At 71.5% G+C, this 22,074-nt stretch carries 17 protein-coding genes; 12 read left to right on the top strand and 5 right to left on the bottom strand.

From position 1 onward, the window contains the following. Positions 1-76 precede the first annotated feature (76 nt). Both CLV67_RS01245 and CLV67_RS01240 read left to right on the top strand, forming a co-directional pair. Positions 77-1,219 carry a hypothetical protein gene (locus tag CLV67_RS01245; RefSeq protein WP_239166151.1) on the top strand — a complete coding sequence of 381 codons (1,143 nt, stop codon included), beginning with the start codon at positions 77-79 and terminating at the stop codon, positions 1,217-1,219. After that, complete coding sequence (locus CLV67_RS01240; protein ID WP_239166152.1) at positions 1,216-2,850, top strand: hypothetical protein; 1,635 nt, start codon at positions 1,216-1,218, stop codon at positions 2,848-2,850. Before CLV67_RS01245 ends, CLV67_RS01240 begins: the two co-directional genes overlap by 4 nt. Here the strand turns inward: CLV67_RS01240 and CLV67_RS01235 are convergent. The 4 genes from CLV67_RS01235 to CLV67_RS01220 form a co-directional block, all read right to left on the bottom strand. Further along, positions 2,743-4,572 (bottom strand): SpoIIE family protein phosphatase, encoded by a 1,830-nt coding sequence (locus tag CLV67_RS01235; protein WP_106315258.1) that lies wholly within the window; start codon positions 4,570-4,572, stop codon positions 2,743-2,745. The genes CLV67_RS01240 and CLV67_RS01235 overlap by 108 nt on opposite strands. A 332-nt stretch (positions 4,573-4,904) precedes the next feature. Then, on the bottom strand, positions 4,905-5,753 hold the full coding sequence (locus tag CLV67_RS01230) for a bifunctional DNA primase/polymerase (RefSeq protein WP_106315257.1): 849 nt from the start codon (positions 5,751-5,753) through the stop codon (positions 4,905-4,907). A 19-nt stretch (positions 5,754-5,772) separates the two neighbouring features. Further along, positions 5,773-6,777 (bottom strand): beta family protein, encoded by a 1,005-nt coding sequence (locus tag CLV67_RS01225; protein WP_106315256.1) that lies wholly within the window; start codon positions 6,775-6,777, stop codon positions 5,773-5,775. 15 nt (positions 6,778-6,792) lie between these two features. Continuing rightward, entirely contained in the window at positions 6,793-8,097 is a 1,305-nt protein-coding gene (locus CLV67_RS01220) for an AAA family ATPase (protein ID WP_239166153.1), read from the bottom strand. A 69-nt stretch (positions 8,098-8,166) separates the two neighbouring features. On the opposite strand from CLV67_RS01220, the gene CLV67_RS01215 reads away from it, so the two are divergent. The 6 genes from CLV67_RS01215 (at position 8,167) to CLV67_RS01190 (ending at position 12,244) form a co-directional block, all read left to right on the top strand. Beyond that, complete coding sequence (locus tag CLV67_RS01215) at positions 8,167-8,490, top strand: hypothetical protein (protein ID WP_106315255.1); 324 nt, start codon at positions 8,167-8,169, stop codon at positions 8,488-8,490. 82 nt (positions 8,491-8,572) lie between these two features. Beyond that, complete coding sequence (locus CLV67_RS01210; RefSeq protein ID WP_106315708.1) at positions 8,573-8,962, top strand: YbaB/EbfC family nucleoid-associated protein; 390 nt, start codon at positions 8,573-8,575, stop codon at positions 8,960-8,962. Further along, positions 8,955-9,326, top strand: coding sequence for a type VII secretion target (locus tag CLV67_RS01205; RefSeq protein WP_170153716.1), 372 nt, complete (start codon positions 8,955-8,957; stop codon positions 9,324-9,326). The genes CLV67_RS01210 and CLV67_RS01205 overlap by 8 nt, the downstream gene beginning before the upstream one ends. Beyond that, positions 9,323-10,045 carry a WXG100 family type VII secretion target gene (locus tag CLV67_RS01200; RefSeq protein WP_106315253.1) on the top strand — a complete coding sequence of 241 codons (723 nt, stop codon included), beginning with the start codon at positions 9,323-9,325 and terminating at the stop codon, positions 10,043-10,045. Before CLV67_RS01205 ends, CLV67_RS01200 begins: the two co-directional genes overlap by 4 nt. 374 nt (positions 10,046-10,419) lie before the next feature. Continuing rightward, the gene (locus CLV67_RS01195; RefSeq protein WP_106315252.1) at positions 10,420-10,863 is read left to right on the top strand and encodes a hypothetical protein; all 444 of its coding nucleotides are present in this window, start codon (positions 10,420-10,422) and stop codon (positions 10,861-10,863) included. A 712-nt stretch (positions 10,864-11,575) separates the two neighbouring features. Then, positions 11,576-12,244, top strand: coding sequence for a hypothetical protein (locus CLV67_RS01190; RefSeq protein WP_106315251.1), 669 nt, complete (start codon positions 11,576-11,578; stop codon positions 12,242-12,244). Positions 12,245-13,570: 1,326 nt separating this feature from the next. Here the strand turns inward: CLV67_RS01190 and CLV67_RS01175 are convergent. After that, positions 13,571-14,458 (bottom strand): hypothetical protein, encoded by an 888-nt coding sequence (locus tag CLV67_RS01175; protein ID WP_106315249.1) that lies wholly within the window; start codon positions 14,456-14,458, stop codon positions 13,571-13,573. A gap of 164 nt (positions 14,459-14,622) precedes the next feature. Here CLV67_RS01175 and CLV67_RS01170 point away from each other — a divergent pair, with 164 nt between their 5' ends. The 4 genes from CLV67_RS01170 (at position 14,623) to CLV67_RS01155 (ending at position 22,032) form a co-directional block, all read left to right on the top strand. Further along, the gene (locus CLV67_RS01170) at positions 14,623-18,921 is read left to right on the top strand and encodes an AAA domain-containing protein (RefSeq protein ID WP_106315248.1); all 4,299 of its coding nucleotides are present in this window, start codon (positions 14,623-14,625) and stop codon (positions 18,919-18,921) included. A 346-nt stretch (positions 18,922-19,267) separates the two neighbouring features. Beyond that, a complete protein-coding gene (locus CLV67_RS01165) occupies positions 19,268-20,941 on the top strand; it encodes an EAL domain-containing protein (RefSeq protein WP_106315247.1) in 1,674 nt (557 codons plus the stop codon). Positions 20,942-20,960: 19 nt separating this feature from the next. Continuing rightward, the gene (locus CLV67_RS01160; RefSeq protein ID WP_106315246.1) at positions 20,961-21,350 is read left to right on the top strand and encodes a cupin domain-containing protein; all 390 of its coding nucleotides are present in this window, start codon (positions 20,961-20,963) and stop codon (positions 21,348-21,350) included. 202 nt (positions 21,351-21,552) lie between these two features. Further along, a complete protein-coding gene (locus CLV67_RS01155; RefSeq protein WP_106315245.1) occupies positions 21,553-22,032 on the top strand; it encodes a MarR family winged helix-turn-helix transcriptional regulator in 480 nt (159 codons plus the stop codon). The last annotated feature ends 42 nt before the right edge of the window (positions 22,033-22,074 follow it).

The raw sequence follows: 22,074 nt of genomic DNA, 5'->3' as shown, positions 1-22,074 counted from the left end.
GATTTATTCACCTCTCGTGGGTGAATTGCCGCGACCCGGTTGAAGATCTAGAGTCAATCTCCTTATGGAGCTTCCCATGGGGCACAGCACCAGACTGGACGAATTGCGCGGTTCCGGTCGCGCCAAGCGCCACAACGCGCGCACCATCGCCGCGCTCACCGGCAACCCGGGCTGCAACCGGCGGGCCGTCCTCGACGCGGCCGGCATCGACAAGCAGAAACTCGCCGAACGGGTCGGCTTCCCCGGCAGTTTCGGTCAGTCCCGCTTCGCGCTCTCCCGCGGCAACGCCTTCGAGGCCATGCTCAAGTCCGATGACTGCGCCCTGTTGCGCGAGGTGCTCGCCGCCGACGCCGGCCTCGACTACCAGGACCTGGGCGCCGACTCCCTGGGTGACCGGCACCAACGGACCGTCAAGGTGCTCGCCGACGCCCGCTCGGCGCTCATCGACCACCCGCTGCTCACCCTCGAGGTGGCCGGCCAGACCGTCTATCTCGAACCGGACCTCATCGCGTACGCCCACCACGGCCGCCTCCAGGTCGTGGAGATCAAGTCGTTCGCGATCATCGACGGGCAGGCGGAGAGCGCCAAGGTGTCCGGTGCCGCCGTCCAGGCCGCCGTCTACGTGCTCGCCCTGCGTGATCTGCTGGAACGCCTCGGCCAGGACCCATCGCTGGTCAGTCACGAGGTCGTGCTGGTCTGCCCGGCCGGCTTCAGCATGCGCCCCACCGCGGTCGTCCTCGACGTCCGCAAGCAGCTCTCCACCCTGCGGCGGCAACTGTCCCGGCTCGCCTCGGTCACCGACCTGATCGACGAACTGCCGGCCGGGCTCACCTTCGACACGGCGCTCGAACCGGCCGACCTGGCCGCCGCGCTCTCCCATGTCGAGGCCCGCTACGCGCCGGAGTGCCTCTCCGCCTGCGAGCTCTCCGTCTACTGCCGCAGCGAGGCGGGCGGGAGCACGGCAGCCCTGGGCCGGTCGGTCCGGGAGTCGCTCGGCGGCATCGCGTCCGTCGGGGAGGTGCTCGCTCTGGCCGAGGGCCGCCGCGAACCCGCCGAGGACCAGGCCGAGGCTGCCGCGATGCTCCAGGCCGCGCTGCGGTTGCGGTCCGAGGCGCTGTCTCCCGTTCCTCCCGGCGCCGGGGACCTTCCGGCCGGTGCTCCCGTGGCGGTTTCTGTCGTTCCTCCTGGTGCTCCTGGTGCTCCCGGGGCCGCTTCTTGAGTACCCTCACCGCTCTCGCGCGTGCCCAGGCCGCCGCGACCGGCCGGGCACAGCCCATCGCCACCGTGCGGCACATGCACGTCCACGACCACCCGCTGGTGCTGATCCCGCTGGTCATGGCCGGCGAGGCGAACGCGCCGCTGGCCGCGATGATCGGCACCGACCCCGGCCGGCCGCGGCTGCTCGCCGTCGCGCAGCCCCGCAACCGCGACGAGCGGTTCGCCTTCGCCGCCGACCTGGCCGAGATCCTCGTCGAGTACGCAGGCTCGTTCACCACCGACACCGAGGACGTCGCCGTCGATCGCGGCAAAGACGTCCGCCAGCGGTATGTCGACGCACCCCAGATCTGGGTCCCCAACCCGGCCGGCGTCGACTTCCTGCGCCTGTTCGGGCGTTCCACGCGATTCCTCAAGACCGAGGGCGAGTACGCCGTACCGCCCGCCGTGCCACTGCTGGGACGCTGGCTGACCTTCTTCGCGAACACGGCCGAGGTACCCGGGTCGTCGCTGCTGGTCAACGCGGTGCAGTCGCTCGGCCTGCACTGGGCGACCGGGCAGAGCAGCGCCGAGGACGCCCAGTTCGGCGTGCAGCTCGCCTGGATCGAGTCGGGCGCGGCCGCGGCCCGGGCGGCCGAGAACGGCCCCGTCGCCGGACCGGCCACCGACCCCGAGTTCGACAACCGCGTGTTGGCGCCGCTGATCGAGCGACAGGCTCCGGAGCTGCCACAGGTGCTGCAGGACCTGCTTCTGCCCACGTGGGAGCGGATGTGGCGGACCCTCGCGCTGCTGCGCCGGATGCCGGTGGGCGAGCGGGTCTCACTGCGCTGGGATCTCGACCGGGACGCCTTCACCTCCTTCGTGCAGAACCTCGCCGAGGGCGGCCCGCCGCAGCCCCGCCGCGACGGGGCGGTCGCCGCGGCGGCCCGCCTGCAGCGGCTGGAGAACGCGGCCGCCCGCTACGCCGTCCAGCGGGCCTTCGACGACCCGTTGGTGCTGGCCGAGTACCGGCTGAGCGGAGCCGCCTTCGCCGGTGTCGTGACTCTCGCCAACCCGGATCGGGTCGACGACAGCGGCCGTCGGCCGGTGCTGCGTCCGCGGATCATGGTGCACACCACCGAGCCGGTCCGGGTCGAGCCCGGGACCTCGCTGACCTCGCCGGCCCGGCCCGCCCAGAAGGCACGGGTCGTCTCGATCAGCCCGGCCGGCGACGGGAGCGACGTCCTGCTGGAGCTCTCCGGCGGGATGGGCCGGAAACTGGTCGCCGAGCCCGGCAGCGTCCCCACGGTGGGGGAGCGGCTGGTCCTCACGACGCTCAGCGAGGCGTACCGCCCGGGCGGCGCCCTGCCGGACGCGTCCGAGACACCATGGACCCACGGCGGCCCGCCGGTATACACCGACCCAGGCCCGCCAACAGGCCGACCGGAGGGCTCCGGCTCATCCGACCTGCAGGGCTCAGGCTCACCCGGCCGCCAGGATGGGCTCGGCTCATCCGCCCAGGGCCCCGGCTCTTCTGACCTGCGGGGCTCAGGTCAGCCGGACCAGCAGCAGGGCTATGTCGTCGCTGCGGTGCGGGGCGACCTCCAGCAGCCGGGCGCACAGCTCGTCGGCGGGCCTGGCGGCGTACTCCCGTAGGACCGCCGACAGCCGCGCGATGCCGTCGTCAATCAGCTGGTCACGGTCCTCGACCAGGCCGTCGGTGTAGAGCACTAGCGTCGAACCGGCCGGAACGAACCGCCGGGCCGTGGTGCGCGGCTCCCGCGGCGGCAGGCCGAGCAGTGGCTCCGGCGGCACCCACCACACCTGGACGTTGCCGTCCGGCAGGAGCAGCAGTGGCGGCGGATGACCCGCGTTGGCGAACCCGACCTGGTAACCGGACCAGGACTTGCGCACCCTGGCCAGCACCGCGGTCGCCGAGGCCGGGACCCGGAGCCCGTGCAGGGTCTGGTCGAGAGCGGTGAGCAGCACGCCGGGCTCCTCATCGCGGCCGTACGCGTCACCGCGGACCAGATTGCGCAACTGCCCCATCGTCGCGGCCGCCTCGATGTCATGACCAGAGACGTCACCGACCGCGACCATCACGCTGTCGTCGGGCTGAGCGAAAGCGTCGTACCAGTCGCCGCCGACTGCCGCGCCGTCCTGCGCGGGAAGGTAACGCGCGTGCAGCTCGACACCCGGTATCTCGGGCAGCTCGGTGAGCAGGCTGCGCTGCAGCACCTCGGCCATGTGCCGCTGCTCCCGATAGAGCCGGCTGTTCTCGACGGCGAGACCGGCACGGCGGCCGATCTCGGCGGCGGTCCACTCCTCGGCGGCCGTGAAAGCGGGCCTGTCCGGGCGGTTGACCAGCAGGATCGCACCCAGCGCGCGGCGGCGCACCGAGGACACCACCGGCACGATCAGGGAGCCGCCGAATCCGGCCCGGGTGGCGATCTCGGCCAGTTCGGTGTCGATGATCCGGTCCCGCAGCTCGGTGGCACCGTCCGCCGTGCGTACCGGCCGGCCCCGGCCTCGGACGGCCATCAGCAACGCCCGCAGGTCGGACCGGGCTCCGGCGGCCAGCTCGGTGAGCCGCGTCATGTCGGCCGCACGATCCGGATCACAGTGTGCCGCGAAGACCTGCGCCGGCCCGCCCGGATCGTCGGCGACCGCGACCACGCACCAGTCCGCGAGGGTCGCCGTGACGATGTCGCCGAGCCTGCGCATCCCCTCGTCCACGTCCATCGTGCCGGCCAGCGACTCGGTCAGCTCGGCCAGCAGCTCCAGCTGGTGGTGCGCGGACTCGGCGGCACGGCGGGCCTCCTCCTCCGCGGAGCGGGCGATGCGCAGGCGCACCTCCGACGAGCAGACCTCGGCCAGCTCGCCGATCAAGGCCACCTCGCTCGGGGTCCAGACGCGTGGCTCGTTGTCGATGGCACAGAGGGCGCCGACGATGAGGCCGTCCGGGTCGGTGATCGGTGCCCCCGCGTACGCGATCGCGCCGATCTCGGAGATCATCGGGTTGTCCCGCATCCGCGGGTCGTCCCGAACGTCCGTCACGACCAGCATCTCCCCGGCCACGACCACGTGCCGGCTGAACGAGTGGGTCAGCGGCATCCGCCGTGCCGAGGCCAGTGGCTCCGGCACACCGACCTGACCGGCCAGGAACTGGTGCTCCTCGTCGATCAGGCAGACCGCGCCCATCGGGGCGTCCACCAGCTTGTGGATCAGCATCGCGACCCGGTCGAACGCGGCGTCCGGTACGTCGAACGCGGCGTCCGGCTCCGGGCCGCCGGTGATCCGGCGTACCGACCGCAGGCGCGGCGGATCGGCGAGCACACCGAGCTCGGCGTCACCGATCAGGTCCCACTGAAGCACCATCGCCCCCCGCGGTCTCGACCGCCAGGTTACCGGGGGCGGCTGGGAGCGGGCCCCTCCCGCGGTGACCCGATCATCCGTTTCGGCCCACCCGAACGGGGGACACGCCCCCGGTGTTGCGGGACGGCCACCCGGCCTCGGGCCCGTCGGTCCTGTCGGGCCGTGTGTGGCGGCCGGTTTCTCCAGCGGTGCCGGTGCCGTCGGGCCGTGTGTGGCGGCCGGCCTCTCCAGCGGTGCCGGTGCCGTCAGGCCGTGTGTGGCGGCCGGCCTCTCCAGCGGTGCCGGTGCCGTCAGGCCGCGTTTGGCGGCCGGTTTCTCCGGCTTGGCCGGTGCCGTCAGGCCGCGTGTGGCGGCCGGTTTTCGAACGGCTGGCGCCGTCCGGCGGTCAGCCCGGAGCGGATCGTGGCGCGGATCTCCGCCCGCCCCAATCCGGCGCGCCGGGCCGCGGCCGTCAGTTCCCACCGCACCTGTGACTCGTCGAGCAGGCCCGCCCCGACCAGACGGCCCAGGGCGAAGGCCGCCCGGTTCAATGTGTCGTTGCGGGTGCCGGTCACGGCGTCGGCGACCCGGCTGACCTCCGCGTCGAGAGCGGCCTCCGCATACCGGTCCGGGTGAGCGACCGGGCGCCAGGACACCGGAGCCGCGGGCGGCCCGGCGATCAGCTCCACCAGCGCGGCCGGGCCGGCGGGCAGTGCTACCGCGGGCCGGCGGATCCAGCGGTAGTCGCCGCCGCTCGCATGCCGGGACGGCGGGGCCAGCACGTAACCGCCGGAGCCGCGCCAGTCCAGCCCGGGCAGCAGCCGGACCCGGTTGCCGTAACCCGTCGGGCGGAACCAGAGATGGCGGCCGCCGGAGCCGGTGCGCACCTGCGGTCCGGCCGGGACGTAGCCGCCGAGCAGACGGCGAAGCCCGTGCCAGCCCTCGGCCGAGTCGACGTCGGCCACGTCCATGATCACGCCGGTGCGCAGGCCCACGTTCGCGTGCGGCCAGAATCCCCACCACAACCGGATCTGATGGGGATCGGTCGAGGCCTCGCTCAGGCCGTGCCGCAGGCGTGGATGCTTGCCGGAACGATCGCATCGCGCTCCTTTGTCGCAGGAACAGGCTCCACCCCGGTCAGGCGTGTGCACCGGCAGGACGGGGATGCCGTGCCGGGCGTACGCCAGGGCGGTCGTCAGCGACATTAGAACAACCGTACGACAATCAGCCCTCCCCGGGCCATGTCCGGAGCACATGCGAGATGTGGTGCGAGGTGCTCCATGCGATCCAGCTGGCCGAGCTCCCCGCTCCTCGTGCGGTCCGGGCCCGTTTGGCGATCTCGGCGTCACCCCAGGAGAACCGGGCACCGGCGGCCGGCCACTGCGGCGACGTGACCAGGGTCCGGCAGAGGTCGTGACACCGGTCGTCGCTCCGGCCGCCCCGCCGCGCCCAGCGGTAGATCCACCACTCCCGCTCGGTGGTGTAGCGCAGCGTCGGCAGCTGACGGTGGTACTGCACGCCGCGGCGCCGGACCGGGGATGTGACGCCGTAGTCCGCGTACCCCACGCCGGGTTCGCCGAGCCGTTCCCACATCCGGGCGTCGAGCCGGCCCACCGGGATGGGACGGTCGGTCGGCAGGTCGTCCAGGTTGGGCGGCATCGCGCCGGACGCCACGCTCACCGAGTGCCACGGCGTGCCCCGGGCCCAGCGCAGCACCCGGCGGGCCCGGTCCTCCACCTCGGCGGCATGTGCCAGGCACGCCGTCTCGGCGAGGTCGATCAGCAGGTCGATCTCGCCCGGCTCGAGGGCCGAGGCGCGCAACACCCGCTCGGTGACGGCGTCCGCCTCGGCGGGGTTCCCGGCGTCCGCGTGCGGCCGGATACGCAGCACGGCACGGTGCCGCTGCAGGCGGGCCGCCCGCCCGTGTGCGGCCAGCCTCGGGCCGCTCTCGTGAGCCCGCAACACCGGGACCATGCCGAGGCCGAGTGTGGCCAGCCGCTCGGCGAGCGGTTCCGGATCGGGGCCCGCCTCGGGCACCTCTCCGAAGTCGACGGCGAGCGCGCGTACCCGCGGCCGGAGCTCACGGACCAGCGGGAGGACGACGCCGTCCGCCTCCAGCTCCACAATGGGCGTGACCCGATCGGCCTCGTCGGCCGACAGGTGTGCCAGTGCGGTGAACTCGCCCCGCCGGGGCCGCAGGATCGGGTGGTAGACCCGGCCGCGCATCATCCGTCAACGGTAACGTCACTGTCGGTATAAATGGGCGAGCATCGATTGATTCGCCTCCCAGCCGTCCGGGAACTTCACCGGCACGTTGAGGTGCACCGGCTCGGTGGACGGGTGCGCGTCCAGCAAGTCGGCGATCCCGGCTCGCGCCACCACCACACAGGAGTGCCGGTGGCGGGAGGTCAGCACGCAGAGCCGGCCCGACTCCAGGTGGAAGGCGGTCGCGTCGCGGCGGCCGGAGAGCGGGTGCAGCACCACGGTCAGGTCGTACTCCCGGCCCTGCAGCCGGTTGGCGGTGTCCACGGTGACATCGGCGGCCTCCGGTGGCAGCATCGAGCGGATCACCGCGACCTGATCCCGGTGCGCGGCGCCGATGGCGATCCGATCCGCGGTGAGCGGTCCGGTCCCGGCTTCCGAGACGGCTGTTCCGTCCCTGGTCAGCGCGCGGGCGGCCAGGGTGGCGCAGGCCGCGGCGGCCTCCGCGTCGGTCCGTACGGTGAACCGCTCCGCCAGCTCGTGCAGACCCCAGCCGGTGGCGGCGGCGGTGTCCAGGACGGCGTCGAACGCGTCGCGCGCCGGCCGCTCGAAGGCCAGCGTCCGGTCGCCCGGGCCGGTGCCGGACCGGAACCCGGTGAACGGGTAGAACGCCGCGGCCACCACGGGAGCCGCCGACGCGGGCAGCCGCCAGGACACCGGCAGCCGGTGCACCGGCAGCTCCGGGTTGTGCCGCAACAGCACCGCCACCGCGCTCAGCATCGGATCCCAGGACAGCCCGATCCACCGCTCGACCTCCACGGTGGAGAACGGATCCAGCTGGCCGGGATCACCGACGAACAGGGCGCGCGCGAAGCGCGGGGCGACACGCAACAGGGCATCGGACCTCATCTGGTACGCCTCGTCGACGATCGCCCACGGCCAGGTGCCCTCGGTGACCGTGGCCCACTTGGCCGCCGTACCGATGGTGACGGGGGGTGATCCCAGATCGGCGACCTTGGCCGCCACCCGGCACGCCGGATGCGCCCGGACCCGCGGCGTCGGCTCGTAGTCGACGGCCGACAGCCGGCCCACCCCGATCTCCGGTGAGCGCGTGCCCAGGCGCTCGATCAGGTCGTCCACCTGCTCGTTGGTTTGCGCCACGATCATCAGCGGCTCGCCGGTGGCGGCCAGTTCGCCGGCAGCGCGTACCACCAGCGTCGACTTGCCCGCGCCGGGCGGTGAATCGACCACCACCCCGCGATGATCACCGTGGGTGAGGTCGTGGAGGACGGCGGCGATGACGGTCGCGGCCTCCTCGGCCGGGCTGACGAGCGCGTGGGAACTCACCCCGGCACGGTAGCGCCCGCCCCTGACCGAATCCGTTCCGACACCGCGGACGGTAGCGTCGGTGGAATCATGGGCGAGCGCGAATGGGATTGGCCGGTCGCGGAGCTGACCGCGCTCCGGGTGGGCCGGCGGCTGGGCGTACGCGTCCCGGCTTCTCGCCCCGACCGCTGGTCGTTCGTGCACATCGTCCCCGGAGGAGCCGGATTCGTGGTGGCGCACTGGGAGTTCGAAGCCGACCGCTTGGAAGGCCACGATCACGATCTGGGAGCGGTACGCCTTCGTCGCGCACTGGCTGCCGACGAGGCCGAACTGCTTGCTGTGCTGCGGGAATGGCACCTGCCGCCGGACCGTTTCCGCTCCTCCTGGGACACGTTGGGCGTACACGGAGAGTAGTTATCCACAGGCCTTCCCCAGGCTGCCGTCGTTCTCGCTACCGTCTGCCGCGAAGTCATCACGGTGGATGGAGGAGGCGGGCATGTTCGACGGAGGAAGCCTGGGCGACGCCGAGCGGCTGATCGACGAGTGGCGTGGCGCGATCGAGGAGCGAGCCGCCCGGGCACGCGCCCTGGAGTCACGGCTGGCACGGCTCAGCGAGACCGCCCGCAGCCCCGACGGGCTGGTCACCGTCACGGTCGGGGCGCGTGGCGACCTGACCGGACTCGACCTCGCCGAAGCCGTGCGGCAGCGGCCCGCCGCGGTCACCGCACGGGAGATCCTGGCCACCGTGCGGATCGCGCGTGGCGCTCTGCTCACCGCGGTGACGGCCGCGACCACCGAGGCGATGGGGCCGGGCACGGCCACCGGCCGAGCGGTCGTCGAGTCGTTCACCGACCGCCTGGCCCCGGGTGGTGACGGCCGTGTCTGAGGTCGTCCGGGTCGATCACGCCGAGCTGACGGCACACGCCCGGACCGTCGACGAGATCGCCGGCCGGGTGGCCGCCGCGGGCAGGCGGGGTCAGGCCGTCCGTGCCGGGCCGGGAGCCTACGGCCGGCTCTGCTCGATGGTTCCGCCAGGGCTCGGTGACCTCCAGGACGCATTGGCCGCCGGCATCGTCGCCGCCGCGGAGGGGCTGTACGACACCGGGGACCGCCTGCGGACGACCGCCCGGGACTACCGTGCCGCCGACGAACGACGTGCTGCCGCCTTCCAGACCGCCGACGACGGCCGGACCGCCGTCTTACGGGACGGCCTCACCGCCGCCTCTTGGGCCGGTCGGGACTCGCCATGATCTCGGAGGCCTGGGCCGAGATCGCGATCGCGGGGGATGTGGGCGGGATCGCCGACGGCGTGCGGGGGCGCGAGTGGATCGACGGCGCGCTGGCCGACGCGGCCGGTGCGCTCGACGGACTGTCCTTGACGGCTGACCCGCTCGGCGACCTGGGGCGACTCGGCGTGGACTGGTTGATCGAGCACGTCCGGCCGCTTTCCGAGCCGCTCGACTGGCTGGCCGGCGACCCGGCCGGGATCGCCGCCCACGCTTGGAGCCTGCGTGACGTGGCCGGCCGGCTCTCGGCCGAGGCCGAGGAACTGGCCCGGGCCGTCGGTGCGGAGGTGCCCGGCTGGAACGGGGTGGCCGAGGAGGCGTACCGGGCGTGGATCGCTCGCCGGACCGGCGAGCTGCGGACCCTCGGTGTCGCCGCCGGTACGTCGGCCTCCATCACCGAGGAGGGCGGCGGACTGGCCGGCGCGGTGCGGCTGATGATCCGTGACGCCGTCGAAACGGTGGTGGGCCGGTTGATCACGAGTGCCGCCGAACTGGTCGCCACGGGCGGCGTGGGCGCTCCCGCGGTGGTGGTGCGGGTCGCGACGCTCTGCGCCTTCTGGGCGGCTCGGATCAGTCGATGGTTGAAGGCCCTCATCAGCAGCCTGCGGCAGCTGCTGGCAAGGAGCGAGAGGCTGGCGGGTCTGCTTCAGGCCCGGCGGCGGAACGACGTGGTGCATCGCTAGTTTCTGCATCGCTGTGGTAGACGGGGCGCCGGCGTGGCCCAGCCGGGACGCGGCCGGACGGATGTGGTCCAGCCGGGTGCGGCCAGACGGATGTGGTCCAGCCGGGTGCGGCCAGACGGATGTGGTCCAGCCGGGTGCGGCCGGAGGGACGTGGTCCAGCCGAGCCGCGGACGGACGTGGTCCAGGCGGGTGAGGCCGGACGACGCCCGGTCCTTGCCTCACTCCGATCCCAGCCGCTCACGTGCCGGACGAGCTCAGCCGGCGTGCGCTGCCTTGCTTCGAGTCCAGACGGCGTTCGGTCGGACGACGCCTGGAGCACTTTGCCCCTAACCCCACTTCGGCACAGGCGCCCCAGCGGAGAGGATCAATGTCTGATGTCCACTCAAGAACACGTCTACTTCCATTCCCGGCACAGTCCGCCTGAGTTCGCCGCCGCGATCGCTCCGGCGATCGGCATGGCGGTCATCCGGGGCGGGCGGGGTGAGACCTTCCTGTCCCGGCCGCTGCCGGGCGGCGGGGCGGTAGGCGGGGAGCTGCGCGCCAACGAACTGGCCGGTCCCGGCGAGCCGTCCTTCCTCGACGTCTTCCCGCTGGTGCTCGACCTGGGCATCACCATCGGTGACCGCGGGAGACAGCTGGCCGAAGCTCGAACACTGTTCACCGAGCTGGCCCGGGCGTCGCCGGTGCCGGTCGCGCTCGTGCGCGGTTACGACTTCCTGCTCGGCGTCGCTGAAGGCGGTAAGGGCCCGGTGTGGTTTCCGGAGAACATCACGCCCTACGCCGAGGATCAGCAGATGTGGTTGCCATTTCAACCTTAATTGGCGACGCGTCAAATAGTGCGGCCGAAATCGATCCTCTGATTCTTGAGGCGGCCGAAAATCTACCCCACGCGAGGTTTGAAACGCTCCAGATTGGGAAGCCAGCGTGAATACCACCAAAGCAGGCAAAAACCGTCGGATCCGATTAGTCCTGAAGAGTCCACCCTCAGCCTCCTCCCAGGAGAGCGTTTGCCTGACGACCTCGGCATCTCTCGGATTGATCTGACGGGTATCTGACACTTGACTGGCGTCTCTGTGGGGTCAGGTCCTCGTGCGGAGGCCCTCTTGGGTCGCGGAGATGAAAAGGGACGCGCGTACTGTAATTCATTTCAGCTCTCTCATGTGACGCCAGGCCCTCTGAGAGTCGCCCCGGCGACAGCCGGAGCCGCAGGTGACGTGGTATTTGATCACGGTCTGTGAAGCGTTGTTTGCCCGCCTGTCACCACTTGGAAATAACTCTCGGCTTCAATATGGAGTACCCGCGAATAGCGAATCGGTCGTGCAAGTTGCGCCTGTGGCCGGGCGCGCAAGTTGCATCTTTTGGCTCTCGCTGCCCCGCTGCTCCGCCGTTGTGGCTGCGCATTGATCGACATGTTCGATTTCATTCATGGTTGTTGTTGTGATCTCGTTCTTCCCTCTTCCAGTCGATCATTGGAAGTGCAACTCTTCTAGCCAGCAGTGACGTCGGCATCACGGACGGTGGTGGTGGGGAATGCGTCCAGACGTTCTCGTCGGTCCGAGTGATTGGCTTATCGAGCAGTTCGGCGACAAGGTCGCCGACGAACTGTGGACACGGGTGCCGGAGGCGTTGAGCACGGCGATCGACCGTGAAGTTCACGCTCATCCGGCCATGACCCAGACCATGGAGCGGGTACTGGCGAATCCCCGGTGGGCACTTCCATACGAGGAGCTCGTGCTCTTCCTGGGTACGCTCCCGGGCGCCGAGATCATCAGCGTTCCGCGGTCGGTCTATCAGCTGGTTCTGATCAACGGCCATGTGGTGGTGCCCTGGTGTTACGGCCAGTCCGCCCGGGTCTCCATGCGCGACGCCGAGGTCGGCCGCTCGTTCGGCCGTCTCGCCCGCGAGTTGCTGCGCCGGTTCGGGCCGCCGTGGCGCCGCTCCCCGGTGGAGGCGCCGCTGCCCCTGGACGCGGTCGACGAGCGGGAGGTCGCCAAGATCTGCGCCGCCGTCGCGAGAATCGCACCGAAACCCGAGGTGATCATCGCGGGCTACGCGGGTGCGCCCAACCTGGGCCTGCTCCGCGCCTGCCTCGGAGAGATCAAGTCCACTGACAACGGCACGCTGAGCTGGAGTCATCTGGACGACCTGCCGCTGCCGCCGCCGGTGATCCCGCGCCCGCGTCGCATGCAGTTCCCGTGAGAACCGGCTGGCAGGAAGACGCTCGACTTCCCTGAGTGGCCGCAGGCCGGGAAGCCCTCGACAGCACCATGCCCGCTCGCAACGGCGCGAGCGGGCATGGTGCTGTCGAGGGGCCGCCGGCGCGCCAGGAAGCGGTGCCCTTCGGCGGCGTGGCGGCGCTCGTGGTGTGGCGGCGTGCCAAGGGGTGGTGTCCTCCGGCGTGGCGGCGCTCGTGGTGTGGCGGCGTGCCAAGGGGTGGTGTCCTCCGGCGTGGCGGCGCCCATGGTGTGGCGGCGTGCCAAGGGGTGGTGTCCTCCGGCGTGGCGGCGCCCATGGTGTGGCGGCGTGCCAGGAGGTGGTGCCCTTCCGCGTGGCGGCGCTCGTGGTGTGCGGCGACGCGCCAAAGGGCTGGCCTACTGCGATGCCGCCGCGGACCTTGGATGCTGATGGTCGCCGGGGAGGCTGGCTGGAGAACCGAAGAGGGCGACGAGCCGCGCACGAGATCTGTGTGGGTCGCTGTCAAATGGTTGCGGCGCGGGGTGGCCGGGTGCCCGCCCCCGACCCGACCTGCCACCCCGCCGCCCCGCGCCGGGCCGCCCCGCGCCGGGCCGCCCCGCGCCGGGCCGCCCCGCGCCGGGCCGCCCCGCGCCGGGCCGCCATCGGTGGGGCAGATCTTGTGGGGTTCGGCCGCCATCTCGACCTGAACCTCACTAGATCTGCCGCCAAGAAGGCGGAGCGGCGAAGCGGCGGGCGATCTTGTGCGGTTACGCCGTTCCAGCGACCACAACCTCACAAGATCTGGCTGGCGGCGACGATCGTCCGAGATCTGTGGGTGTGTGCGAGTGGAGGCACTTAGGTAGCCGGGAACCTGGCCCCGGAGGCGCTCCTGGACCAGATTCGCGAGCCGTGCCTGAACCAGGTGGTCGCGGTGGAATTCCGTGGTTGTGGTGCTGGTGACGAACTTGCGCTCCGGCCCCGGATTTTCCGGGCGGCTGGGACCAAGGCCGGGGCCGGATTGGGCCTGCTGAGGGGGCGGGGACGGATCGAACCTGCTGAGGCGTTGGGGGCGGGGGCGGATCAGGCCTGCTGAGGCGTCGGGGCAGGACCGGGCCTGCTGAGGCGTTGGGGGCGGGGGCGGATCAGGCCTGCTGAGGCGTCGGGTTGGGGGCGGATCAGGCCTGCTGAGGCGTCGGGTTGGGGGCGGGCCGGGCCGGCTGAGGGTTGGGGGCGGGCCGGGCCTGCTGAGGGTTGGGGGCGGGCCGGGCCTGCTGAGGGTTGGGGGCGGGCCGGGCCTGCTGAGGGGTTCGGGGCGGGCCGGGCCTGCTGAGGGGTCGGGCAGGGGCGGTTTCAGGTCTGCTGAGGGGTCGGGGCAGGGGCCGGGGCGAGGTAGGCGGTGGAGAAGGGTTCGCGCCGGGCACGCATGTCGGCGTAGGCGGTGACGAGCAGTGGCGGGAGGATCACCCCTGCCGGAAGGTAGTACAGGGCGTTGAGCACGCTCCCCGCCACGTTGCCGGCGGTTCCGCCGACGATGATCTCCAGGGCGACGCTGACGACGCCGAGTGCCAGGGAGGCACCGATGTTGAGGCCGAGGATCGTGGCGACGCGGGACACTGACGTACCCAGGTCGGCGTTGAAGAGGGCGAAGCACCGCCCGACCCCGGTGCCGCGTTCCAGGGTGGCCACGACCGGGAGGATCGCGATCACCGCGGCGACGTAGATCACCGGCAGCACACAGGCCAGTACGGAGAGGCCGGCCAGGAGAAGGCCGACGATCTGCCAGCCGATCACGGCGTGGACCCGGCGCAGCGCCGACGCGGCGGCGGCCTTGAGGCCGACCGGCTGACCGGTGGCGGCGCGCACGACCATCCGGGCGGTGATCGAGGTGGCGACCGTGGAGATGAGGAGCACGGCGAAGGTCATGCCGAGGGAGGCGAACCCGACCGTCAGCGCGTCGGCCAGGGGCGCGATGTCGCCGGGCCGCGCGACGGCCGCCTCCTGCAGGTTCTCCTGCTGTTCGGCGAGCATCAGCTGGGAGGGGATGAGCAGGGCGGCCATCGGCACGACGAGGATCGCCTGCAGGGTCAGCGCGGGTTTCCAGATGCGCCGGACCAGCGCGAAGGATCGCCGCCACCATCCCGCGAAGTCCGGGCTGACCAGCGGATCAGCCGGCGTGGGATAGAACGCCGGCGGCAGTCCCGGTGGCTGCGCGGGCCAGTAGTTCCCGTTTCCGTCCATCTCCGCCCAGCCTTGTGTCACGTATAGCCCCAGGATCATCGATGCAAGATCAGCGGCGACACCATAGCGGTATCCCGGGCGGATGCGCCGCCCCGAGCGGAGAGGACGTCCGGACCACGCCTGGCCTGCACGAGATCGACGAGACAGGCCCTACACTCCGGAAGATGGCCGAGCAGCGGGAATCGCCCACGACGATCCGGGACCGGGCCGTGGCGGTCGCCGACTATCTGCTCGCCGTCCGGGCCCAGATGGAGCGCCCGGCCCGCGTCGTGCCCGCCGACGCCCACTGGCTGCATGCGCTGCCCGCACATCCGGACTGCCAGGCCGGTCCGGGTGCCGACGGCTCGTCCTGGTTGCGGGTCGGCCGGCCGGAGATGCCCGGCCCGGCGCCGGTGCCCGCCGCTCTGCGCCGCCGCCTGCGCGGCGAGGTGACGGCCGACGCGGAGCCGCAGCCGGAGGCCGAGGCGGGGAGTGAGACGGGGGAGGACTTCGCGACCTGGCGGGACGAGGTCTGGCGGCCCTGGTCGCGGCTGAGCACTGTCACCGAGCAGACCCGCGAGCTGCACCGACGGCTCTTCGACCGGATGCACCAGATCGACATGGCCGCCGCCACGACGGAGCTGGTCTGGGGGCACGGGATCCTGGAGACGTCGATCGACGGCGTCCGCGTCCGGTATCCCCTGGTCGCGACCCCGGTGCTGATCGAGTACGACGCCGACCGCGCGCTGATCTCGGTCTCCCCGGCCGGTCCGTCCCGGCTGCAGGCCGAGGCGCTCGCCGGGCTGGACGAGCGTCATCTCGCCCAGTTGTCCGCGCTGACCGGTCCGGGTGGCTCGGTCGAGGTCGATCTGTGGAACGACGTCGACCGCCGTGAGCTGTTCGAGCGTGCCCTGACCCGGCTCGGTTTCGACCGGAACGTGATCGCCGCCGATGACGAGAAGCCGGGCACCGAGAAGCCGGGCACCGAGAAGCCGGGCGCTGAGAAGGCGGGCGCTGAGAAGCCGGGCACCGGGCAGGCGGCCGCCGGGAAGCCGGTCGCCGAGACGTTCATCAGGGATGTCGCGGTCCTCTTCGCCCGCCCCCGGCAGCGCCAGCTGCGTGGCTTCCTGGAGAGCATGCGTGACCGGCTGAACGGCGGCGAGCTCGGCGGTGTCGGCTCGCTGGCCGCGATCGTGGCGCACGAGCCGAGTCGCCTGCTGATGCCCGACGACAAGCCGGAGACCTGGGAGCGGGTGGGCGAGCGACTGCTCATGCCGCTGCCGACCAACGAGGCGCAGGAGTCGATCGCCCGGCGTCTGGCGCACCACCGCAACGTGGCCGTGCAGGGCCCGCCCGGCACCGGCAAGACGCACACGATCCGCAACCTGATCTGCCATCTGATGGCGAACGGCAAGCGGGTGCTGGTGGTCGCGCAGAAGGAGGAGCCGCTCCGGGTGCTGCGCGACGGCCTGCCCGAGGAGGTGCAGCCGCTCTGTCTCGCGGTGCTCGGACGGACCACGGACCAGCTGGTGCAGCTGCAGCTGGCGGCACGTGAGCTCTCCGACCGGGCGGCGACGCTGGACGCCGACGCCGAGGAGCGCCGGGTGGACCGGCTCACCCGCAACCTCGAGGAGGCGGAGCGCGAGCTGACCGCCGCGATGGCGGGACTGCGGCTGATCGCCGAAAGCGAAGCTCAGACGTACCAGATAGGTGGGGTTGCCCTTCTTCCCGCCGAGGTCGGCGCCTGGTTGCGGGAGCGCGCGGCGGCCCACGGTGGCATTCCGGACCCGATCGCAAGCCCGGCGCCGCTGACCATCGAGGAGTTCGCGACCCTTCTGAAACTGGCCTCCCGGCTGGCGCCGGAGGATCGGGCCGCGGCGATGCGGCCCCTCCCGGAGATCTCCGATCTTCCGGATGCCGCCACGGCGGCGGCAGGGCGGGAGAGGATGGCCCGGACCGAGGAGAGCCTGTCCCGGTTGGCGGATCAGGGCGTCGACATGGCGGCGGTACGGGTAGAGGGCCGTGCCGGCATGGCGAGCCTGCTCAATGAGCTCCGCGAGGCCGTGTCGTGGCTGCGTCGGCGCGAGGGCACCTGGACCGACCGGCTGGGCCGGCTGCTCGACGACGGGCATTGGCGCACGCTCTGGAACGACCAGGTGGTCGTCACCGAGACGCTGTTCGCCGAGCTGGCCGCCCTGACCAGGGAGGTGTCCGGGCATCGGATCGTGGTGCCGGAGCCGATCCTGGCCGAGCCGAAGCTGCTGCTCACCCGGCTGGCCGAGATCCGTCAGCGGTTCGAGGCGGGCCGCGGTCTGAATCGGATCCTGCAGGCCGGGCTGTACCGGATGGCCGACGAGGTGCGGGTGGACGGAGAGCCGCTGCGCACCGTCGCCGACGTCGATGTGGCACAGAAGGCGGTACGCCGTGCGCAGGCCCGTCAACGGCTGGGCGAGGCCTGGTTCGAGTGGGTGCAGCGGCTGGCCGTACCCGAGCCCGCCGGAGGCTGGGGTGACCCGGAGATCTGGGCGGGCACCCTGCTCGCCGACGCCAACCAGTCGCTCGACTTCGACCTGAACCGCTGGCCGCCGCTGGCCCGCCGGATCTCGGTGCTGATGCCGCAGCGGGAGCTGACGGTGGACGCCGAACGCCTGGCCGGGGTGGCCGAGGTGCTGGAGGCGGTGGCCGAGGTGTTCGGCCTGGAGAAGACGGTGGCCGTGGAGAAGGCGGTCGCCGATCGGGTGGCCGCGTGGCCGCACCTGGCCGAGGCGTGGAAGACGCTCGACGACTGGGACGCCGCGATCGCCGAGGTCCGCCGGCTGGTGCTGCTGCAACCGGACGTGATGCGATTCGACGCGGCCTTCCGTCGGCTGGCCGTGGCGGCGCCGGAGTGGGCCGCGCAGATCGGCGGTGGCGAGCACCCGGTGGTGTCAGGTCAGGCGTGCCTCGAGGCGTGGGAGTGGCGGCGCGCACAGACCTGGTTCGACGGGGTCGTCGGTGACGTCGACCCGGCCGTGCTGGCCCGCCGGGTCGAGCGGGCACGTGATCGGATCCGCCGGCTGACCAGCGAACTGGTGGTGGCCTCGGCGTGGCTGGAGGTGTCCCGGGCGCTCGACGACCGGCGGCGGGCCGCGCTGGCCGACTGGACCACGGCTCTGCGCAAGATCGGCAAGGGGACCGGGCGGAACGCGGCGACCTGGCAGGCCCACGCGCAGCGGGCGATGGAGTCGGCGGTCACCGCGGTGCCGGTCTGGGTCATGTCGGTGGACCGGGCGATCGAGCAGTTCGCCGGTGGCGCCCGGTTCGACGTGGTGATCGTCGATGAGGCGTCGCAGGCGGACCTGTTCGCTCTGCCGGTGCTGTCGCTGGCCGAACGGGCCGTGGTGGTCGGCGACGACCAGCAGATCGGCCCGCAGCTTGGCTTCGTGGGCGCGGTCAACGGGCTGATCAAGCGGCATCTGACCGGCGTACCGTCGGCCGAGCACTTCGACCCGGAGTCGTCGCTGTACGACCACGCGGTCCGCCGTTCGCCCGAGCGGATCCTGCTGACCGAGCACTTCCGGTGCGTGCCGCAGATCATCGAGTTCTCGTCGCGGCACTACTACGACGGCAAGATCCGGCCGTTGCGGGCGGACCGGCCGGCGCTGCCCCCGATCCAGACCGTGCACTGCGCGGACGGCGTGCGCAAGCCGCTGGCCGGGTACGGCGACGTGAACCTGGAGGAGGCCGCCGCCCTGGTCGAGCGGGTCACCAAGATCGTGGCGGATCCCCGGTACGACGGGCGGACGCTTGGCGTGATCAGTCTGCTGAGCAGCAGCGGGCAGGCCGGGTGGCTGCTGGAGCAGCTGCGGGAGGCGATCGGCGAGGACGAGATCCAGGCCCGCCGGCTGCGGGTCGGTGACGCGTACACGTTCCAGGGTGACGAGCGCGACGTGGTGCTGGTGTCGATGGTCGTGTCGGAGAACGATCCGCGGATCGCGGCGTTCACCAAGCGCGACTACCACCGGCGGATCAACGTGGCGGCGTCCCGTGCCCGCGACCAGCTCTGGATCTTCCACTCGGTCCGGCCGGGGGCGCTTCTCGCCGATGATGCCAGGGGGCGGCTTCTCTCGTACGCCATAGATCTGCCCGCCGAGACCGCGGCGACCGATCCCTCCGCGCATTGCGAGAGCGACTTCGAGCGTGAGGTTTTGAAGTTGCTGGTGGGCCGGGGTTATCGGCCGGTTCCGCAGTTTCGGATCGGCGGATATCGCATCGATTTCGTGCTGAACGCACCGGACGGCCGGCGGCTCGCGATCGAGTGCGACGGCGACGCCTACCAGGGCCCGGAACAGTGGGAGAGTGACATGCGACGGCAGTCGGTGCTGGAGCGGGTCGGCAACTGCGTGTTCGTGCGCATCCGGGGCAGCGTCTTCGCCCGGGAGCCGGAGGTGGCGATGCGCCCGGTCTGGCAGCGGCTCGATGAGCTGGAGATCACTCCCGTCTAGCCGGTCGGAGCGTCACGCAAAGCGCATCGACGGATGCGTTGAGTGCATGTGGACGGTGGCAACGGGGTAGGGAAATGCGTAAGGTTCCACCGCAAATACACGTAGTGACTGTCTGTCATGGAGCAACGAAGGGTATTTCGACGGAAATGTAAGGGAACGAGGTCGTCCATTCGGTTGTTTCGTCCCTCTGGATGGGCGATAATTCGCAGCTCCTGGCCTTGCTTACGGATTCGGCAAAAGTTTGACGCTTGCGTCCACTGTTACTACGGCCCGGTGACAGGTCGTAATAGGTGAGGGGTCTGGTGGCGGGGGGAGCGACCGTGCGCAAGGGGGGAGGTGGCGGCATATGACGGTGCCCGAAGAACGGGAGCGCCTGACTCCCGCGCCGCCGCACGCACTCCCGGAGCCCCGGCAGCCCGCCGACGAACGGACGGCGTGGTTCACCTACACCGCGGCCGGTGATCAGCTCGTCTGGTCGCCCGCGTTCTCCGCGATGGTCGGCCGCCTGCCCGCCGAGAAGGGCAAGACCCGGCAGATCCTCGCCCGCCATGTGCACCGCGACGACCACGCCAAGGCGCTCGGCGCCATCACCGAGGCCTGGACCAGCCAGAACACCGTGCACACCACGGTACGGCTGATGCGTGCGGACGGAGGCTGGTTCGACGTCGACTGCAGCATCGAGCCGATGGCCGGCCCGGACGGCGCGGTCCGCGGGATCCGCGGCACGGTCCGCGACGTCTCGGCGCGCGAGCGGGCCCGCCGCGAGTCGGCCCGGCTCACCCGGCGAGGCGAGACCGTGCAGGCCTCCCTGGTCGAGCCCGACCCGGCGACCGGCCTGCTGATCCGGGCCCGGTTCGCCGACGAGGTCGACCGGGCGCTGCGCGGCGCAGGCGGGGCCCTGCTGGTGGTCCGGGTCCAGTCCGGTGACACCGCCGAGGGGGTCCGCCCCGACCACAACGCCGACCTGCTGCACCGCGCGGCCCGGCTGGTCGAGGAGAAGGCGCGCCCCGAGCACCTGGTCGGGCGGGTCGGGCCGAACGAGATCGCCGTGCTGCTCGCCCGTACCACCTGGCGCGCCGCCCGCGAGCAGGCGCGCGATCTGGTCGCGGCGCTGGGTGAGCAGGCCCACTGCTGGGGCGGTCTGGTCAGGTTCGAGCGCGACGCCGAAGCCGGCAGCCACGGCCTGCTGATCGACGCCGAGCAGGCCTGGCGGCAGTCCCGGGAGGCGGACCGCGCGCTCACCCTGGTCGCGCACCCGGTGCCGGTCCGCGACCGGCAGGGCTCCTACCGCACCAGGGTCGCCGACGCGCTCGGCACCGACCGGTTCACGCTCTATTCGCAGCCGATCCTGGAGCTGCAGAGCAACAAGGTCACCCGCCACGAGCTGCTGTTACGCGTGCTCGACGAGACCGACGGCCCGCAGTCGCCGATCCAGGTGCTGGACACCGCCGAACGGCTCGACGCGATTTTCGACATCGACCTGTGGGTGGTGGAGCGGGCCATGCGCCTTGCCGCCGAGCAGCCTGGACTGTGCCTGCAGGTCAACCTCTCCGGCCGCTCGGTCGGTGATCCCCGCCTCACCAACGAGGTGGAGAAGCTGCTGGACCGCTACCGGGTCGACCCGGCGCAGCTCACCTTCGAGATCACCGAGACCGCGCTGATCGGCAACCTCAGCGAGGCCCGCCGGTTCGCCGACCGGGTCCGTGACCTGGGCTGCGGCCTGGCTCTCGACGACTTCGGGTCGGGCTATGCGTCCTTCCGCTACCTGCGGCTCTTCCCGATCGACCTGGTCAAGATCGACGGGGAGTACGTCGTCGATCTGGTCGACAATCCACAGGACCAGGTGCTGGTGCGGGCGCTGGTGCAGGTCTGCCAGGCGTACGGCATACACACCGTCGCCGAGTTCGTGCAGGACGAGGCCACCCTGCGGATGCTGCGTGAACTGGGCGTCGACTACGTGCAGGGGTATCTGATCGGACGCCCGGCGCCGGTGATTCCGGGCCGATTGCGGAGGACCTGACGCGGGTAACGTCAGCGGCATGGAGCACTTCACGATCGCCACCGTCGCTGAGCAGAGCCCCGACTTCCGCCGCGTGCTCTGGACCGGGAAACACACGCAACTCGTCATCATGACCGTCCCGCCGGGCGGCGAGATCGGTGAGGAGGTCCACGAGGTGGACCAGATCCTCACCTTCGTCAGCGGTGTCGGCAAGGCCGTCATCTCCGGCGAGACCCGCAAGGTCGCGCAGGGTGACCTCGTCGTGGTGCCGGCCGGCCGCAAGCACAACTTCCTCAACGAGGGCCCCAACCCGCTGGTCCTGTACACCGTTTACGGCCCGCCGGAGCACGCTGACGGCGCCGTGCACAAGACCAAGGAAGAGGCGGACGCTCTCGAGGAGGCGGGCAAGGACGAACCGCCCACCGAATGAGGCCCTAGGTACACGACGCCGGAACCGGCCGAGGCCCCCCAGCCAGCCGGTTCCGGCGCCGTGTCGGGGTTAAAGTCCCCGGACAGCCTACCCGCCAAAGTTCACGGAAGTCGATCGAATCGATGGGCCATCCGTAACGCCTTGGCTGGATCTCGGCTGTCCGGGCACTACCGTAACGTTCGAACGCCACTAACCTGCCACCATGGACGAGCCTCGCTGGTTGACCGATGAGCAACAACGCGCGTGGCGGCAGGTCGTCGAAGTGCTCGTACGGGTCCCCGCCGCGCTCGACGCGCAACTGCAGCGCGACGCCGGTCTGACCCACATGGGCTACCTCGTCCTGATGACCCTCTCCGAGCGACCCGACCGGCGTCTGGCCATGAGCAAGCTGGCCAAGCGGGCCAGCGCGTCACTCTCCCGGCTCTCCCACGTGGTGGCCCGCCTGGAGGAGAAGGGCTGGGTGCGCCGCGAACGGGACACCGATGACGGCCGGGTGCAGATCGCCGTGCTCACCGACGAGGGCTGGGACAAGGTCGTGACATCGGCGCCCGGCCACGCCGAGGCCGTCCACCAGCTCATCTTCGACCGGTTGAGCACGGCTCAGATGCGCCAGCTCGCCAAGGTCGCCGAGGCGTTGCTGGAGAGCCCGCTCGAGGTGCGAAGCCGTCCCGTTTCCCGGTGAGATCTGGAAGGCTGTCCTGATCGGACCAGTCAACGTCGAAGG

Source organism: Actinoplanes italicus (assembly GCF_003001815.1).
Lineage (GTDB): Bacteria > Actinomycetota > Actinomycetes > Mycobacteriales > Micromonosporaceae > Actinoplanes > Actinoplanes italicus.
The sequence above is the reverse complement of the archived record's forward strand: the minus strand, read 5'-3'. Positions and strand labels throughout refer to the sequence as shown.

Excerpts from the sequence above, each read along its gene's own strand:
- CLV67_RS01210 (WP_106315708.1), top strand. The coding sequence starts at position 8,573 with ATGTTCGACGGAGGAAGCCTGGGCGACGCCGAGCGGCTGATCGACGAG.
- CLV67_RS01165 (WP_106315247.1), top strand. The coding sequence starts at position 19,268 with ATGACGGTGCCCGAAGAACGGGAGCGCCTGACTCCCGCGCCGCCGCAC.
- CLV67_RS01175 (WP_106315249.1), bottom strand. The coding sequence starts at position 14,458 with ATGGACGGAAACGGGAACTACTGGCCCGCGCAGCCACCGGGACTGCCG.
- CLV67_RS01215 (WP_106315255.1), top strand. The coding sequence starts at position 8,167 with ATGGGCGAGCGCGAATGGGATTGGCCGGTCGCGGAGCTGACCGCGCTC.
- CLV67_RS01200 (WP_106315253.1), top strand. The coding sequence starts at position 9,323 with ATGATCTCGGAGGCCTGGGCCGAGATCGCGATCGCGGGGGATGTGGGC.
- CLV67_RS01230 (WP_106315257.1), bottom strand. The coding sequence starts at position 5,753 with ATGTCGCTGACGACCGCCCTGGCGTACGCCCGGCACGGCATCCCCGTC.
- CLV67_RS01225 (WP_106315256.1), bottom strand. The coding sequence starts at position 6,777 with ATGATGCGCGGCCGGGTCTACCACCCGATCCTGCGGCCCCGGCGGGGC.
- CLV67_RS01170 (WP_106315248.1), top strand. The coding sequence starts at position 14,623 with ATGGCCGAGCAGCGGGAATCGCCCACGACGATCCGGGACCGGGCCGTG.
- CLV67_RS01245 (WP_239166151.1), top strand. The coding sequence starts at position 77 with ATGGGGCACAGCACCAGACTGGACGAATTGCGCGGTTCCGGTCGCGCC.
- CLV67_RS01190 (WP_106315251.1), top strand. The coding sequence starts at position 11,576 with ATGCGTCCAGACGTTCTCGTCGGTCCGAGTGATTGGCTTATCGAGCAG.
- CLV67_RS01195 (WP_106315252.1), top strand. The coding sequence starts at position 10,420 with ATGTCCACTCAAGAACACGTCTACTTCCATTCCCGGCACAGTCCGCCT.
- CLV67_RS01160 (WP_106315246.1), top strand. The coding sequence starts at position 20,961 with ATGGAGCACTTCACGATCGCCACCGTCGCTGAGCAGAGCCCCGACTTC.
- CLV67_RS01235 (WP_106315258.1), bottom strand. The coding sequence starts at position 4,572 with ATGGTGCTTCAGTGGGACCTGATCGGTGACGCCGAGCTCGGTGTGCTC.
- CLV67_RS01155 (WP_106315245.1), top strand. The coding sequence starts at position 21,553 with ATGGACGAGCCTCGCTGGTTGACCGATGAGCAACAACGCGCGTGGCGG.